This window comes from Haladaptatus rarus, assembly GCF_054177585.1.
Window position 1 is genome coordinate 129,726 of record NZ_JBPEHG010000011.1, and the last position, 16,756, is coordinate 146,481.

A 16,756-nucleotide genomic window follows, 5' to 3' on the forward strand; every position below is an offset into this window, starting at 1 on the left:
AACTGGATAGTTTGAAACATGATGTAATCGATCGCAACAACGTGTAAAGACTGAACAATGACATACCACCGACAGTTTTATCGCCCGTAGCCCATTCTCGTTAGCTATGTCAGACACGGTTCACGACAGCCCCGAACCGGAGTATCCCCTCGAAGAACTCGCCGCACTCCCAGAGTTCTATCATCCGATGGTGTCGCCAGAGGGTGAACGAATCGCGTGCTACTACGACGGATTTGGGCGAAACGAACTGTGTGTACTCGAGATCGAAACCGGCGAGCTAGAACAAGTGAGCGACGGCAACGTTCCCAAAACTGCGCGCTGGCATCTCGATTGGGACGTGGATGGCGAGCGTATCTTCTTCCACCGTGACAACGGGGGTGACGAACAAAACGACATCCACGCGTTGACGATGTCGGGCGACCACGAGACGATTCTGGAGATCGACGGACAGGGCGTGATCAGCGAAGCGTCCCCCGACGGCAGTTATCTGCTGTACGCCACCGATGCTGGAGAACAGATGAACCTCTACCGGTACGACAAGGATACCGGCGAATCCGAGCAGCTCACTTCCTACGACCAACCAACTTCGTTCGGGAGGTACTCACCCGACGGAAACCTGATCACGTACACAGCCAACGACACTGACGATCTCGACAACAAAGACGCCTACGTCGCTTCGGCCGACGGAAGTGATCCGCGTGCTCTCGACATAGGCGAACTCGGGTCGGAGACGAGCGTCGCCGACTGGGGCCCGGACGGTCAGCGCCTGCTGGTCGAGGACAATGCCGAGGACAAACCCCGTGCCGGTGTCTACGACCTCGAAGATGACACGGTCGAGTGGCTCGGTGACGGCGAGGCCGTCGAGTCACCATCTGTGTTCACCCCGGATGGTCGCCACGCACTGGTCGTCCGAACCCGTCGCGCCGCGAAGGTGCCGGTCGTCTACGACCTCGAAACCGGTGACTGTCGGGAGTTCGACCTTCCGGAGGGGGTGACAGCCATCGCTGGCGGCGTCGAAGGGCCGTTCCTCGCAGATGGCAGGGTCGTCCTCACCCAGACGACTTCCAACGAGCGCAAGCGCCTGTTGGCCTACGACCTCGAATCCGATGAACACGAGACCCTCCTCGACGCCGACTACGGCGACATCGACCCGACGGCGTTCGTCGACGCCGAGTACGTCACCTACGAATCCGGCGAATGGGAGATCGGCGGACTGCTGTACGACGCTCGGAAGCGTCCCGGTGCTGACTCCGAGGCGACCGACCAACCGGCAGTGGTGATGGTTCACGGCGGCCCCCACGCTCAATCCGTGCAAGCGTTCAATGAGTACGCGCAGTTCTTCGTCTCCCGTGGATACACCGTCTTCCTGCCGAACTACCGAGGATCGACGGGTCGCGGTCGGGAGTTCAAATACGCGATTCGCGGAGACTGGGGCGGCGGCGAACAGGCCGACATCGCCAACGGTGGTCGCTGGTTGATGAACCGCGAGTGGATCGACGAAGACCGCGTCGCAGTCTTCGGCGGTTCCTACGGCGGCTACAGCGCGTACAGCCAGCACGTCCAGAATCCGGGGCTCTGGGGAGCCGCGATGGCCTGGGTCGGTATCACCGATCTCAAGCGGCTGTACGAGAACTCCATGCCGCATTTCAAGCACGCTCTGGATCAGCAACTCGGTTACCCGGACGAGAACGAAGCGTTGTACCGTGAGCGGTCGCCGATCACACACGTGGAGAACGCCGAAGACCCGATCTTGATCGCCCACGGAGTCAACGACCCACGGTGTCCGATCGAGCAGGCCCGTCTCTACCGCGACGCGCTCGAAGAACGCGGCTGGGAAGAGGGCAAAGAGTTCGTCTACGAGGAACTCGGCGAGGAAGGCCACGGATCGACCGACACCGACCAGAAGATTCGAGCCTATCGAATCGTCGCCGACTATCTCGACGACACGCTATAATCGTCGGTGATCTGTCGCCACGACTGATTCGACTACTTCGGTTGGCTCGACCATGCTTTCCGTGACTGGTTCGACTACCACGATTCCCACGACCGATTCGATTAACACAATCTTCTTGTGAAACTCACGCAAACTGCACGCCATGGCGAGCGCGACGCGTGAGTTGACGGAGCCACACGTTCTCGCGCACACCAAACGGCACCTCTTTCCGGACGACGAGGAAGAGCGATCGTACGCCGTCGTCGATACGCAGTTCGCCAGAGACCGCTGGATCGCTGGCGAACGGATAGCGACCGAAGTTAGGGAGACTCTGGCTCCGTTCAACCACGTCCGCGTCGGGTCGGGGTATCCTGACCTCGTCGGCGTTCGCGTCCTGGACGACGAACTGCTGGCGGTCGAACGGCTCGGTGACAATCCGCCGCTGGTGGCGATCGAAGCGAAAGGATACACCGAGACGGGGGCTGTGGATGTCGAACGTGGTATCGTACAGGCACACGACCGGCTTCAGGAAGCCAACGCCGCGTACGTCGCGGCACCCGAGCAAGCGATCTCGCCGTCCGCTCGGTCGCTCGCCAGGGAACTGAACGTCGGCGTCCTCTCCGTCGAAGGCGGTGGCCGTGTCGAACCGCTCGAAGTACCACGACTCGTCGGCAACCGGACGACGACGGAGACGAACGCGATCCGGTTCCAGGCGAGCGCACAGGGTGTTGCGAACAAATCCTTCGGTCTCAACCACCCGAAGAACTATCTCGGCTATCCACTCGCACACTACGCCGACGGGTCGACCGAGGAACTCATGAAGGCGAACAAGGTCGTTCGTGAGGTCGATAGCGCACAACTAGGCGCGGCCTTCCTCGACCTCATCGACGACCGACCGGCGGGGGTTCGTCTCACGCCCCTAGGAAAGGAGGTCGTCCGCTTCGCACTCGATCGATACGGCTCGGTCGAGAACGCTCTACGGACGTTCGAGGATTGGTATCGAAAGTCGCGGTGTTTCTACGACCTCGCACCGGAGTGGGGGTTGCTCACCCGCAGAATCGTGTTCTCGTATCCGGCGACGAAGCTGCTCGTCGAAGAGATACAGCAGCTACACGACGACGGCGAACCAGAACCGTCGCTCGTCGACCTCGTCGAGTATCTACATGGACTCCACCCCTCTTTCGCGATCGAGTTGTTCATCCGTGGCACGGACGACGCCCGAGAACGGGTTTTGACCCCTGATGGTGAACTACAGGCTCGAGAGCTGACCGACGGGAACGTCTATCATTCGCCGACAGTCTTCCAACTGAAGGCCATGCTGTTTCACGCCGGAATCCTGACCGAGCGTGGGACGGAGCCGTCCAGTCTCGATCCGACGACCGACACGTGGGCGCTCCGCAACCGGCTGTAATGTGCATCCTCACTCGCCGGGCAAGAGGAGATAACAGCCGAGTGCGACTGCCGAGAGGACGGCGAGGACGAGAAATGCGGCGTCGAAGCGGTTCGCGTCCGCGAAGAAGCCGACGAACGTCGACCCGGTCGAAGCGACGAGGAAGAAGCCGGTGCGGATGAACCCCCACGCCGCACCCTCGACGTGGTCGGGAAGCGTCTCGACGATGTAGGCGTTCGTGACGGGTGCGATAGCCATTCGGGTGCCGAGAACGACGACGACCACCGCGAGCACCACCGTCCCCGAAGCAACCGTGAGCGCGACGGGCGTGACGACTCCGATGGCCGTGACGACGAGTAACACCGGTTTGATCCCGACGCGGTCGGCGGTGTTGCCGGCGACCACCTGCGAAACGGCACCGGAGATGAACATGAGTCCGAACAACAGCGCGGCGGTCTGCTGGCTGAGGCCTTTCGTTTCGAGATACAACGGGAGGAACGCCGACAACCCCTGAAAGACGAAGAGGAGGATACCGACTGCGACGGTTGCGACGAGAACCGAGCGGTCGGAAAGCGTTCCGACGACTTCGCGGAGAAGTCGGTTCGGCTGGAGCGGTGTCTCCCCATTCGATTCGGACGGCGTCCGTTCTGGAACCACCCGCCACGCCAGCATTGCGACGGCGAAGAAGGGCAGCGCGAGACCACCGAGGACGAGTCGCCAACCGATTCGACCGACAACGGCGGTCGCGACGTTCGGGAGCACCGCAGACCCGATACTTCCCATCGCGAGGGTGATACCGAACGCGACACCTGCGTTCCGGGTGAAGGTGCGCGAAAGGACGGTCCCTCGGCTCGGCCCGTACAATCCTGAGCCGAGTCCGAAGGCGGCGATCGCCACGAAAAAGACCGCGAACACGGGGGAGAGTCCGAGGAGCCCCAGACTCAGTCCCGAGAGACAGAGGCTCGCCGTGAGCAGTGTTCGTTCGCCGATCCTGTCGATCATCACTCCAGCAGGAAACTGCATCAGAGCGTAGCCGACCCAGAGCGTCGTGATAGCGAGACCTGCGGTGGCGTTGGAGACCGCGAACGTGGACTTTATTTGTGGCAACAGGGCCGGAACGAGAAATCGCAATCCGAGCGTGAACGCCCAGCCGGTCGCCACGGCGACGAGAAGCCAGCCGCGACCATCGCCGCGAAGACCGCGCACTACGTCTTGGAGGTCATCGGCGACAGTTCGGCGACTGGACGACATCGGTACGGTAGGTCGGATATGGTTCGGTGGCGGGTTAAACGAGTGGGTGCAACTGAATGTGACCGGTTTCGGCGAGTGCTGGCGAGTCAGCACTCGGTCGATACTCGGTCGTCACTCAGTCTGTCCCTTCTTCGGCCAGTCGAGTGGCGAGCGCATCCGAGATGTGCGAGAGATACACGGTTCCCCAGATGGCGACCAGAAGGCCGCCGACCGTATCGAACACGAGGTCGAACATCGTGTTCGACAGCGAGTACTGGGCGAGAACGCTCTGAGTTCCGGTTATCGATGCCAGCCCATCGAGTCCAAACTCCAGCAGTTCCCAGATGACGCCGAACGCGAGCGTGAACAGGAGGATGAAGACGATCATGAACTCCCGTGGAAGATAGACGTTCTCGGCGTGGATGTCGAGCGCACGAACCGTGGTGTAGCCAGCGGCGGCGACGAGCGACGCCGAGAGTGCGTGTGTCATCTGGTCCCACAGACCGATAGACTGGTAGAGTCCGATCGTGCCGACCGCGTGAAGAACCACGGGCACGACGATCCAGAGCGTCAGTCGCGTGTCGATCGGGACTCGAAGGTTTCGTTCGAGCAGTGCTGGTAACTCCGTGAGTGCGAGCGCTATCGCCGCGTTGACGATGATACCGGCGCTCGCTTCGTAGAATCCGACGAGCAGGATACCGACGAGGACGAGCTGAAACGCACGAACGATCCGCCGTTGACGGGTCTCGGAAACGTCCGCCCACCCTTCGGTCGCCGCCACCGCAGTCATTTCGTCGGACCTTCTGCGCCGGCCGCCTTCTCCAAACCCGAATCTAGCCGTATCGATCCGCTGGAAGTACGCGGTGAACAGCAGGCCAGCGGCGACACCGGCACCAGACGCAGCCAGCAACGACCACATCACTCTGTTGAGATTTCGAAGATTCTGTGTGCCGAGCACGCTGTCCGCAATCCACTGGACGACCGACCACGCACCGGCAGTCGCCATGGTCGTAGTGACGACGAAGAGCACCGCGAACGACGGCGAGAGTTCGACTTCGGTGAAGGTGTCGAACTCGACCGCGATGACGAGGGCGAGACCTGCGACAGCCAGGAACGTCGCGACGGAGCGCGGAAGCAACGACCCGAACGGTACGCTGGCGAGTGGAACGGCGACGAAGAGGAGTACCTCCCACGGGAGCATCACGGTGGGACGGCGATACGTTGCGACCGGTACCAGTGCGATTGCGAGCGCTGCGAGACCGAAGATCGCCCACAGGAGGTCGCCATCGACGATGCTCACGAGTGCGGTGATGGCGATAACGACGACGAGAAGCCAGCCCGCGAAGGCGTTTCGGTGGCGACTCGATACGCCCTCCTCAGCAGTCTCACCCCTGGCCATGAACGGGCTACGAGCGGCACGTCCAAAAACGAACCGTGAGAAACGACCACCTTACAGCAGAGCGTTTGTAGTCGGTTTTAAGTTCGAACCGCGGATTGGACAACACGAAATGGGGAGCGCCATGGCGACCGACTATCGGCTGGAGGGCAACTGAATGACCGGCGAGACGCGCGTCGGGGTCGACGTCGGCGGGACGTTTACCGACGTGGTACTCCTGTTGCCCGACGACGAACTCGTGACGGCGAAAGTACCCAGTACGGACGACCAGAGCGTCGGCGTCCTCGAAGGTATCAAGAAAGCCTGTGACGAGGCGGGCATCGAATCGAACGAGATTGATGGGTTCACCCACGCGATGACCGTCTCGGTGAACGCCCTCCTCGAAGAGGCTGGCGCGAAGACGGCGCTCGTGACGACCGAAGGTTTCCGGGACGTACTGGAAATCGGTCGGCAGACTCGCCCCGACCTCTACGACGTGACCGTCGACAAACCCGCTCCACTCGTACCGCGCCGACGCAGATTCGAAGTGGCGGAACGAACGACGATCGATGGCGTCCAGACGCCCCCCGACGAGAGCGACGTGCGTAACGTAGCCGAGCGAATCCGCGACTGTGACGCAGAGAGCGTCGCGGTCTGTCTCCTCCACGCCTACCAACATCCCGAGAACGAACGAGCGGTCGCCGACGCGCTCCGCGACGAACTCGACGTTCCGATCTCCGCCTCACATGAGGTGTTGGCCGAGTTCCGCGAGTACGAACGAACGTCCACGACTGTCGTGGACGCCTACGTCACGCCCGCTATCGACGCCTACATCGGTCGCCTCGAAGAGCGTGCAGAGAAACGAGGTGTTCCAGCACCGCAAATCATGCAGGCAAATGGCGGTATCGCCCCCGCCAAGACCGTCCGTGAACACGCAGTGACGACGACGATGTCCGGCCCGGCAGCGGGTGTGGTGGGTGCGGCAGCGACCGCTGACGAACGCAGTCTCGACGGTCTCGTCACCTTCGACATGGGTGGAACGTCCAGCGACGTGAGCCTCGTCCGGGACGGGGACGGAGAGCGAACGACGAACGCCGAGATCGATGGTCGGCCCATCAAGACCCCGATGGTGGACGTGCACACGGTCGGTGCAGGTGGCGGCTCCATCGCCTGGGTGGACGCCGGGAACGCGCTGCGAGTCGGGCCGCAATCTGCTGGCGCGAATCCCGGCCCGGCCTGCTACGGACGCGGTGGAACGGAGCCGACGGTGACAGACGCGAACGTCGTGTTGGGCTATATCGGCGGGAGTTCGGCGCTCGGCGGCGAACTCGAACTCGACACCGCTGCTGCACACGGCGCACTCGACCGGCTCGCAGACGATGCAGGATTGGACGACGCGCTCGACGCCGCACGCGGAGTATACCGCGTCGCCAACGCGAACATGACTCGTGCCATCCGTGCCGTCACGGTCGAACGCGGCCACGACCCCAGAGGGTTCGGTCTCGTCGCTTTCGGCGGGGCCGGGCCGATGCACGCCGCAGCGCTCGCGGAGCGTCTCGACGTGAATACCGTGGTCGTTCCCTACGCCTGCGGTGTCCTTTCGGCATACGGATTACTCGTCGCCGACGAGAAACACGACTCGGTGCGAACCCTTCGAACACCGCTGGTCGACGTCTCCCTCGACGCCGTGGAATCGACCGACGACGACCTCGTGGAGAACGTTCTCTCGGACGTTGCGAATCCCGACCAGGCAGTGGTTCGGCGCGCCGCAGACCTGCGGTACGTCGGCCAGAGCTTCGAGCTGACGGTTCCGGTCGGGGAATCGTTCGACCCCGAAGTCGTCGCCGAGCGATTCCGCGAGGCCCACGAGAACGCTTACGGCTACACGATGGACGACCCCATCGAACTTGTGAACCTGCGGGCGACCGCCGTCGTCGAACGCGAGTCCCCGTCGGTCTCGTATCGTGACTCCGGTGAGGCAAAAAAAGGGACGCGAGAAGCGTTCTTCGGCGACCGATTCCACGAGGCGCCCGTTTTCGTACGCACCGGTCTGGGTGTGGATTCGACGGTCGAGGGGCCTGCCATCCTCGAACAGAACGAGAGTACCGTCGTCGTTCCGCCAGCGTGGTCGGGCACGGTGCAGGAAGATGGTACGCTCGTCCTCACAGGAGGTGGGGACGAATGAGTCACGATATCGACGCCGTCACCCTGGAGATCATGCGAAACCAGTTCGAGAGCGTCGCCGAGGAGATGGGACAGGTGCTCATCACTTCGTCGTACTCGCCGAACATCAAGGAACGACGTGACTGCTCGACCGCGCTGTTCGACGCCGAGGGCCGCCTCGTCGCACAGGCGGAACACATCCCGGTACACCTCGGCGCGATGCCGGAAGCCGTGACGACGGTGCTGGAGTACGACCCCCGGATCGGGGACATCTTCGTCCTGAACGACCCCTTCGAAGGTGGCACCCACCTGCCGGACGTGACGATGGTGTCGCCCATCGCGATCGACGGGGAAATCCTTGGATACGCCGTTTCGCGTGCACACCACGCCGACGTCGGCGGGATGACGCCGGGAAGTATGCCCGCCGGAGCGCGGGAGATCTACCAAGAGGGAATCCGGCTCCCGCCCGTCCGACTCGTCCGAGACGGCGATGTGAACGACGACATGATGAACCTCCTGCTCGCCAACGTTCGAAACCCGGGCGAGCGCAGAGCGGACATCCGCGCACAGATCGCAGCGAACGAACGCGCCGAAGAACGACTCGGCGACCTCGTGAGCGAGCACGGAAGAGAGCGGATCGTGGCGGCGTTCGACGCCGTCATGGAGTACTCGCACGACCGCGTGACGACCGAACTCGCCGACTTACCGAACGGAACCTACAGCGCCCACGACGTGATGGAAGGCGATGGAGTCGTCAACGAGGAGATTCCCATCGAGGTAGCTGTGACGGTCGAAGACGAACGGATCGAGGTCGATTTCGACGGAACCGCAGACCAGGTCGCAGGAAACGTCAACGCGCCACTCGCGGTCGCAAAGAGTGCATTGTACTTCGTGATTCGGTGTGTGACCGATCCCGATATTCCACCGAATCAGGGCTGTTACGATCCGATATCGGTTTCGGTACCGGATGGATCGCTGTTGAATCCTCGCCCTCCGGCGGCGGTCGTCGGTGGCAACGTGGAAACCAGCCAGCGAGTGACGGACGTGGTGTTCACTGCGTTCGCCGAGGCGGCCCCCGACCGCGTCCCGGCGCAAGGGCAGGGGACGATGAACAACCTCACCATCGGGAGCCGTGACGGTGGCGACGACGGCTTCACGTACTACGAGACCATCGCTGGCGGATTCGGTGGGCGACCGACGAAAGACGGGATGGACGGCGTCCAGGTCGGGATGACGAACACGCTGAACACGCCGGTCGAAGCCCTCGAAGCCGAGTATCCCCTGATCGTCGAGGAGTACGGCCTCCGCGAAGATAGTGGCGGTCGGGGAGAGTATCGTGGCGGCCTCGGCGTCGTCCGCTCGGTCACGGTCGAAGCGGACGCGACGGTCTCGCTCCTCACCGAACGACGACGGGTCGCGCCGCGTGGCATCGCTGGTGGAGAGGACGGCGAACCGGGCGAGAACCGCATCGCAGGAGAGCTGGTTCCGGCGAAGACGACGCGCGACGTGACCACAGGAACGACCGTCACGGTTCGCACACCGGGGGGCGGTGGTCACGGTGCTCCCGACGACCGCGACCCCGAGGCTATCGAACGCGACCGCGTAGACGAAAAAATGCGGTGGGACTGAGAGTCGGTACGTCGATCTTCGAGTCCGTCGATCTCACACTGGTCAGTGGTGTTCGCGCTCCAACGTCGGGTCGACGTGAGGCTGTCGACCCTCCTCTTCCGGTTTCGTCGTGGTGAACGGTGTCTCGTCGTGCTCGTGGTCGACAGAGACTCGTTCACTCTCCGGCGTCCACACGTCCATCTCCAGTATGCGAACCGCTAGTCGCACAGTGGCCCACGGAACGACGACGAATAGTCCGACGATGGCCACCCACGCGAAGAGGAGGAACAGAAGGTCGAACGGTGCGCTCATCGTTCATCCCCCACTCCGAGATGGGATTCAGAAAGGGAACTGGCGCCTATCCCGAACGCGAGGCCGTCCACGAGTCGTACGACTCGTCTGAATGGTTCGTTCTCCATCTCGTTCACCCATGTGGGAGGACGTCCGTCGGGGCAATAAGTATTAGCTGAAATACATTTCTATCCACGTTCGGACTGAACGTGACTTGCCTGAATCGGCTGACAGGACGCCCGAGACCGGTGATGAGGCACCTGGCGATAATCGTTATCACACCACATGGCCTAGAGTCATCGAGAACCATGCTCAGCGACACCGAGGGAGAGGGTACGCTCGTGGCAGAGGAGATGTTCGCGATACTCGGCCACGAGACGCGTCTGGCTATCCTGCACGCGCTCTGGGAAGCGCGTGACCCGGTGCGGCACCCGGATATGCGGCCCGTGCCGTTCGCGGAACTCCGCAAGCGCGTGGGGATGGCCGACGGTTCACAGTTCAACTATCACCTCAAGCAACTCGTCGGGCGGTTCGTCCACCAGACCGAGGACGGCTACGTGCTTCGTCGTGCGGGCGAACAGATAACCAGTGCCGTCCTCGCCGGGGCGCTGACCGACGAAGTGGTTCTCGATGCGGTTCCGATCGACGATCCGTGTCCGTTGTGTGGTGGGTCGGTCGTCCTCGACTGTGGCACCGAGCGAACGCTCGATTTCTTCGTCGTCCGATGTACCGACTGCGAGGGTGCGTTCCAGAACCCTAGCTGTCTTCCGGGAACGCTGAGTATGACCGAGTTCATGCCACCCGCGGGAGTACGTAACCGCCGAACTGTGGACGAGATGTATCGCGCCCAGCAGACGTGGATCCGACACAAGCTAACGGCGCTGATAGAAGGAGTTTGCCCCGAGTGTTCAGGAACGATCTCCGTGACGCCATTGATCTGCGACGAACACGACGCTGATACCGTGGGTGACCATCGCGTGTGCGAGCACTGTGATTCTGTCTTCGAAGTCAGGTTTCGCCAGGTCTGTGATATCTGTAAGCTTGCCCTCCTCGCCCCCAGTGACAGGCACATCGTCTTGCATCCGACGGTAGCGGCGTTCTATCACGACCATGGCTACGAAACGTGGGGTCACGAGTGGCTCCGCATCGGAACCGAGACCATCGCCGAACAGACGGTCGTCTCTCACGATCCGCTGGAGATACGGGTCGAGGTCGGTATCGACGCGGATCGATTGGATGTAATCCTCGATGACGACGGCGACGTCATCGACGTTCGACACCGACGAACGACGCAGGAATAGATGCGGATGGGGCGTCGGTCGAACAGGCGCATCACTCGCGTATCAACAGAGTTACGCCGAGAAGGCAGGCCAGGAGGACGACGATGACGATTCGAACACGGGTGATGGTCGCTATCTCTACGATCGTGTTTACGAACGTCGTGAGCATCGTTACGACGGTCAGCGTTTCTTTGAGTATGTGAGTCGTGTTTCTCATAGTGGAGGTGTCGAGGGGATACTTGTCGACCACGCGGTCGGCGTGGTCAGTCGTGCATGGGTGGGCATGGCTTATGACCACCAACGACCGTTTTCTTTCGCAAACGGTCGAATTCGGATTAGCTGGGGAGTAATGCCGTCGCAGTGTGGAGGTCTCCAGTCAGGACGAGAAACGACCGGACTCTCGGCGGTGCCGTCGGTGAACGGAATGAATCAGTTACGCCCGGGCTAAGATGTACCGACCGTCGTATCGGTTACGGCCCTGCTAAGAGAATCTCGTGCGTACTGAGGAATCTATGGCCATGCTAAGATCCTTCATCGAACCTCGTTCATCCTCCAGCGATCCGTCCTCGTCCTTCATCGACCCATCCCCGTCCTTCATCAGCCCTGTCGGTGGTCGCCGATACGATAGCGCGTATCGAGTGGGTAGCTCTCGTACCGTGCGAGTACGAGATGGAGCGCGACCGCGACGGCGAGCAGCCCGAAGTTCCAGACGACTGATTTGTAGTAGATGACGTCGATGATCACCGGTTCGTTGTAGATCGGCCAGAACGGCGAGAGTGGGGCCGCGATGTCGGGTGCCGAGAGCAGGTCAGCGACGATGTGGCTGACCCCGCCCGTGAGCAACCCGCCCGTAGCGAAGACGAACACCGTCTCCTCCGTGATCTCGGTACTTTTGATCCACCGATGGGCGTTGAATCGAGACGTAAGCCAGCGGCTTGCAATCAACCCGGTGAGGACGCTCACGAGCGCGACGAACAGCAGGGTGTGGGTCACTCCGTGGTGGATAACTGGGAGGAAGACCTGAAGAACCAGGTCGACGTCCGGAAGCATGGCTGTCACCAGCGCGAACCCGGTGAAGCCAAGCGCCCCTCGCCGACCCCAGACCATCCACGCCGGTGCAGCGAACAACAGGGCCATCGCAAAGTGCCCGCTCACATCGACCATATGCGAAAATGATTGACATTCGCAGTGATATGTGTTCTGGCTTCGTGGGGTCTCCTCACTTCCTACTCCGTCTCGCACTCCGTCGCTCTCGACGTCCCTACTTCAGGGTAACGTAGGTGAGAAACGAGAGCGCGACGAACTGGAGCGCCCGAAGGATGAGGACGGACTGTTGAACCTTGGGCGACATCGCGTAGAACCCCTGCATCGTCACGAAGTAGTACAGTGCCATGGCGTTCTCCGCGAGCATGACGCCCGCGAACGCGACGAGACCCAACACCAACTGGGACTTGAACAGGGTGTAGTTCCGAATCCAGACTCCCGTCAGTACGAGGAGAAAGAGGACGTTCACGCCCGCGAGGACACTTGCCATTTCTATCGTCGTTGCCATGGTTAGAGGTCAGTTTTTTCGGTAATCGTCTCGAACGTCTCGCGGTACGTTTCGAATCTGTCGGTGAGAAAGTACAGCTTCGCGTACTTGTTCTCGCTCGATTCGACGACACCGTGGTCTTCGAGCATCTCCAGATGGTGTCGGATGGTCTTGTAGCCGAGTTCTAATTCGTCGGCGAGTTGGTTTGCGTTCATCGGTTTCTCGGAGAGGACGCGGATGATCCGCACGCGATTCTTGCCGCCGCGCGTTGCCGTGAGCAGATACCAGAGCGCCTTCTCCATCGCACGTTCCTACATTCCTGTGTGTCAGGCGTGCATAAATGCTTTTGCAGGCGACGAAGTCGCTAAGGGCCTCGATAAAAACGAGGGGAGAAGCGGTCGGCGGGAGTTGGTTGCGTTGCTCGACTTCGGTCACGGTGGGGGAGCGGTCACTGGGGTTGGATCGTCAGTTTCAGCACGTCGCACGTCTCGGGGTAGTCGTAGCCGTTGACGTCTGTTATCGGGACGACCGTTCCCCGTTCGACGAGTCCGAGGCCGGGTTCTTTCTGTAGGTGGGCTTGGTTCGGTCCGTTACCCGGCTCTTCGTTGATCTCGGTTCCTGCGTCCCAAAGCGAGACGCTATCGGTGACGTCGCCCATGACCGGTTCGTTTCCGTCGAAGAGCTGAATGCCTGATGCGCCACCGAGCGCGAAGAACAGGTCGTTCGACGGGACGAACATCGACACGAGCGAGAGACGGGTGCTCGCCGCCTGGGCTGCTTCGATATCGAACTGGTATGCTTCGCCGGGTGGGAGTGGACTCGGTTCGTCATTCCCCATCGGCGTCGTGAATGCGCCACTCGACATGACGGAGTCACGCTCTGGAAGCGTCGACGCGAGTCGTTCGGGGTTGCCGTCTTCTGCGACCTCTTCGAGGCCGTTGTTTCGCTCCGGTTCTCCGGACGTGAAGATCGGCTCGTCGTTCCCGTGGACGGCGTACGCGCCCGGTGATAGTGGAACCGCTTGTTCTGCGAGATCGCCGTCGTCACTCGTCGTGAGCGTCATGCCCGTCGAGACGTTTTCGAGGCGGACGGTGAACGCCTGCATCTGGTTCTGGCTGACACCGACGGTACTGCCGACTCCCGAAATGCCGAGTGCGGTTACGCCTGCGGCAGCGAGGAAGGTTCGTCGTGACGTGCGAAACCGAGACGATCGGTCGTCACCCGACTGGGTCGTCGCACGCGGGTCGTCTGTGATGTTGGTCATTCGAAATCCTGTGCGCTGGAACGCACGAACGATATTCCAGCGGGAAATAAAAAGTAGATTTTTCTACATCTGGGGTGAGTCTCTACCAAATCTCGGTCGAATCGATTCCAGAAGCGTTCCAACATCCTCAGCGACCCGTGTACGAGGCAACTAACCGAAGATAGGTTCCACATCGCTGACGAACGTCAGACCCTAAATTGTTAGACTACGTAGGATTACATTGTTGCCGTTCGAGGATGAACGGGGAGTATGAGCAGGCGAATTGGCCGCCGTGAATTTCTCGCATTGGGTGCTGGGGCGAGTGTGGGAATGGTTCCCAGTGTGTCGACAGGCGGAGGAGTCGTTGGGCGCGCGTCTGATACGAGCGCACAGAGGAATCGCAGTCTAGCCGCGCTCAATCTCCCACCGGAGACAGACGCACCGGTCGACGTTCGCGGCGCGATCTACATCCCGACGCGGGCGTTCAATCGGTACCAGATGTGGCGCGATTACGACCCCGAAATCATCGAACGTGACCTCGAATACGCGGCGAGCGTCAACTTGAACGCCATCCGAACGTGGATGAGCTACGAGTACTGGCTGCGACACGAAACCGAACATCGAGAGGCACTCGAACACTTTCTGGACACCGCCGACAGTCACGGGATTCGCGTTCTGCTCGGCCTGTTCGACAGTGTCGGGCGCGAACCGACGTACGAGAATCTCATCAACGACGACCCACGAACCGCAGTCCAGGCATTCTCACCATCGACGAGAACGATGGCGAACGACGATCTCTGGGCAAACCCCCGTGACTTCATCGTCTGGTTCATGCAGCGATACCGTAACGACGAGCGGCTATTGGCGATCGAGTTGACCAACGAGCCGGGGTGGAATCGCAAGGACATCAAATTCTTCAGGGAAATCTCGAAGACGTTCACCTACTACCGAGGCGAGATTCCACTCACGGTGGGTTCGACCAGTCTGGCGAACAACGTCGATTACCTGAATTGGGGGATGGACATCCTTCAGTTCCATTATAACTTCGCGCGAACACCACAGCTCTACGAGCGCGTCCTTCAGCAGGCGAATCACGTCTCTGACAAGCTCGACAGGCCGGTCTGGCTCTCGGAGTGGCAGCGAATCCGGCCCGGCGACAAGTTCTTCGCCGACGTGTCCGGTCAAGCAGCAGTTCCGGACTACTCCTCGCTCGCCCCGACCATCCAGGCCTCGGGCGTTGGGAACTTCTTCTGGTCGCTCATGGTCAAACCGGCGTTCTCCCTCTACTTGCGAGAGAAGGGTGTGCTCAATGGCCTCTTCCACGAAGACGGGGCCGTATGGAGCCTGGACGACGCACGGAGTGTCAAGGCGATGTCGGGTGACGCCGAGTACGAGGGAACCGAACGACAGGAGTATCCAGACTGGGCCAGAGTCATCAAGAAGAAAAAGACGCTCGCCCCTGGCGAAGAACAACCCGAGTAGGCTCTCGGATATTCAATCGTCGTTCTGTCGAAGCTGACCGCGATCGCGCGCGATATCTTCGACGTGGTTGTTTCGGAAGTGCATCGAGGAGAACGTCACCCCTTGACTCTGCTCGTCGATGACCACTCCGAACAGATTGTTGGTCACCCACGAGTCCCCGACCCTGACACGGGTTCCGTTCCAGATGGTGATTCCCTCCGTACTCCGAACAGCGATCACGTCTCGAATCGTCACGTCCGATGCGTTCGTGACGTGGATGCCACGGTTCCATCGCTCGACCCTGACCGAGTGGATGGTGACGTTGCTGACGCTTCGATCGTCTCCGACGAGGATGGCGGTCGTGTCGGTGACTCCTCTCCCCTGTATCTTGTGTCCTGCGCCGTTTATCATCACGTCGCTCGCGTTGACCTCGATACAGCTGTTCGCCAATCCAGCCGCACCGCCGAAGTTTCTCGTCAGAACGTACTCTCCGGGTTTGTTGATCTCTCTGCAATTTTTGATCGGCGTCGGTTCTGCTTGTTGTTTCGATCGTGGTTGGTCGTCACTCGGCAGGTCGACGGTATCGACAGCGAGGGTCAACATGACGAGGAGGAGCAGTGGGGCAACGATGAGAAGCTTGCGTCCGGTAGAGGACACATCGATAGAGACCATTCGTACGTCTCCCTGTTCACCGGTCCACCTATTAAATGTCGATGACTAGGACGACCATCACACTGATTGTATTTCCCGAATCGTAACTCGACTGGCGTCAAGTATCGACCATCCCACAGGGATCGTTCACCGTCGCACCGCCGTCTTCGTCGTCCGTTCGAACCGTCATCAGCATCGTGCTCCGAACTATCGAATCAATGTGATATTTCGACCTTCGTTTGGCGACCGTCTCGTCCGGCCCACGTCACGACGACGAATCAATGTGCTATTTCCTCTCTCGATAGCGAAACGACGATCAAAAATGACTTTCAGAAATCTATCAGACCCCGATCTCGACGGATTCGTGACAGCGAAAGGATAGTATGCACCGAGTGCATTCGACCAATGATTCGTCGTGATCTGACAGCGACGAATCAGGGCGGCGTTCGTCGGCTGCGGAGGGCTGTCGCTCTGTCTTCTATAAATAGAGAAACCCCACGCGGAGCGAATGCTCTACGTGGGGTTCAGGTATGAATGGAGGCGGCGAATCGGATTTCCCAGAGGCTCGCGCACTCCAGTACTGACCGAAACGCAGGCAGG

General features: G+C 60.8%; 15 protein-coding genes. 6 read left to right on the forward strand and 9 right to left on the reverse strand.

Features of this window, described 5'->3' with window-relative positions; genetic code table 11:
- Nucleotides 1–106: 106 nt before the first annotated feature.
- Both ACR3FE_RS20160 and ACR3FE_RS20165 read left to right on the forward strand, forming a co-directional pair.
- Nucleotides 107–1,954, forward strand: a complete 1,848-nt coding sequence (locus ACR3FE_RS20160; protein WP_458209340.1) for a S9 family peptidase — start codon at nt 107–109, stop codon at nt 1,952–1,954.
- Nucleotides 1,955–2,096: 142 nt separating this feature from the next.
- Nucleotides 2,097–3,344 (forward strand): hypothetical protein, encoded by a 1,248-nt coding sequence (locus ACR3FE_RS20165; protein ID WP_458209342.1) that lies wholly within the window; start codon nt 2,097–2,099, stop codon nt 3,342–3,344.
- A gap of 9 nt (nt 3,345–3,353) precedes the next feature.
- Here the strand turns inward: ACR3FE_RS20165 and ACR3FE_RS20170 are convergent, their stop codons facing one another.
- Entirely contained in the window at nt 3,354–4,574 is a 1,221-nt protein-coding gene (locus ACR3FE_RS20170; protein ID WP_458209343.1) for an MFS transporter, read from the reverse strand.
- A 115-nt stretch (nt 4,575–4,689) separates the two neighbouring features.
- The gene (locus ACR3FE_RS20175) at nt 4,690–5,952 is read right to left on the reverse strand and encodes a DUF2238 domain-containing protein (RefSeq protein WP_458209345.1); all 1,263 of its coding nucleotides are present in this window, start codon (nt 5,950–5,952) and stop codon (nt 4,690–4,692) included.
- 154 nt (nt 5,953–6,106) lie between these two features.
- Here ACR3FE_RS20175 and ACR3FE_RS20180 point away from each other — a divergent pair, with 154 nt between their 5' ends.
- Together ACR3FE_RS20180 and ACR3FE_RS20185 are read left to right on the forward strand one after the other, a co-directional pair.
- Nucleotides 6,107–8,113, forward strand: coding sequence for a hydantoinase/oxoprolinase family protein (locus ACR3FE_RS20180; RefSeq protein ID WP_458209346.1), 2,007 nt, complete (start codon nt 6,107–6,109; stop codon nt 8,111–8,113).
- The gene (locus tag ACR3FE_RS20185) at nt 8,110–9,720 is read left to right on the forward strand and encodes a hydantoinase B/oxoprolinase family protein (RefSeq protein ID WP_458209347.1); all 1,611 of its coding nucleotides are present in this window, start codon (nt 8,110–8,112) and stop codon (nt 9,718–9,720) included. The genes ACR3FE_RS20180 and ACR3FE_RS20185 overlap by 4 nt, the downstream gene beginning before the upstream one ends.
- A gap of 42 nt (nt 9,721–9,762) precedes the next feature.
- Here the strand turns inward: ACR3FE_RS20185 and ACR3FE_RS20190 are convergent, their stop codons facing one another.
- Entirely contained in the window at nt 9,763–10,011 is a 249-nt protein-coding gene (locus ACR3FE_RS20190) for a hypothetical protein (protein ID WP_458209348.1), read from the reverse strand.
- Nucleotides 10,012–10,298: 287 nt separating this feature from the next.
- Here ACR3FE_RS20190 and ACR3FE_RS20195 point away from each other — a divergent pair, with 287 nt between their 5' ends.
- Entirely contained in the window at nt 10,299–11,291 is a 993-nt protein-coding gene (locus ACR3FE_RS20195; protein ID WP_458209349.1) for a winged helix-turn-helix domain-containing protein, read from the forward strand.
- 31 nt (nt 11,292–11,322) lie between these two features.
- Here the strand turns inward: ACR3FE_RS20195 and ACR3FE_RS20200 are convergent, their stop codons facing one another.
- The 5 genes from ACR3FE_RS20200 to ACR3FE_RS20220 all read right to left on the reverse strand — a co-directional run bounded on the left by ACR3FE_RS20200 (nt 11,323) and on the right by ACR3FE_RS20220 (nt 14,065).
- On the reverse strand, nt 11,323–11,487 hold the full coding sequence (locus ACR3FE_RS20200) for a hypothetical protein (protein WP_458209350.1): 165 nt from the start codon (nt 11,485–11,487) through the stop codon (nt 11,323–11,325).
- Between the two features lie 380 nt (nt 11,488–11,867).
- A complete protein-coding gene (locus tag ACR3FE_RS20205; protein ID WP_458209352.1) occupies nt 11,868–12,434 on the reverse strand; it encodes a metal-dependent hydrolase in 567 nt (188 codons plus the stop codon).
- Between the two features lie 97 nt (nt 12,435–12,531).
- Nucleotides 12,532–12,822, reverse strand: a complete 291-nt coding sequence (locus tag ACR3FE_RS20210) for a DUF8036 family membrane protein (RefSeq protein WP_458209353.1) — start codon at nt 12,820–12,822, stop codon at nt 12,532–12,534.
- Between the two features lie 2 nt (nt 12,823–12,824).
- Nucleotides 12,825–13,103, reverse strand: a complete 279-nt coding sequence (locus ACR3FE_RS20215; protein ID WP_458209354.1) for an ArsR/SmtB family transcription factor — start codon at nt 13,101–13,103, stop codon at nt 12,825–12,827.
- 146 nt (nt 13,104–13,249) lie between these two features.
- Nucleotides 13,250–14,065: a spondin domain-containing protein gene (locus tag ACR3FE_RS20220; protein ID WP_458209356.1), complete on the reverse strand. Its 816-nt coding sequence runs from the start codon at nt 14,063–14,065 to the stop codon at nt 13,250–13,252.
- 249 nt (nt 14,066–14,314) lie between these two features.
- Between ACR3FE_RS20220 and ACR3FE_RS20225 the strand changes: the two genes are divergently transcribed.
- Complete coding sequence (locus ACR3FE_RS20225) at nt 14,315–15,526, forward strand: glycoside hydrolase 5 family protein (protein WP_458209357.1); 1,212 nt, start codon at nt 14,315–14,317, stop codon at nt 15,524–15,526.
- A 12-nt stretch (nt 15,527–15,538) separates the two neighbouring features.
- On the opposite strand, the gene ACR3FE_RS20230 is transcribed toward ACR3FE_RS20225, so the two are convergent.
- On the reverse strand, nt 15,539–16,177 hold the full coding sequence (locus tag ACR3FE_RS20230; protein ID WP_458209358.1) for a right-handed parallel beta-helix repeat-containing protein: 639 nt from the start codon (nt 16,175–16,177) through the stop codon (nt 15,539–15,541).
- Between the last annotated feature and the right edge of the window lie 579 nt (nt 16,178–16,756).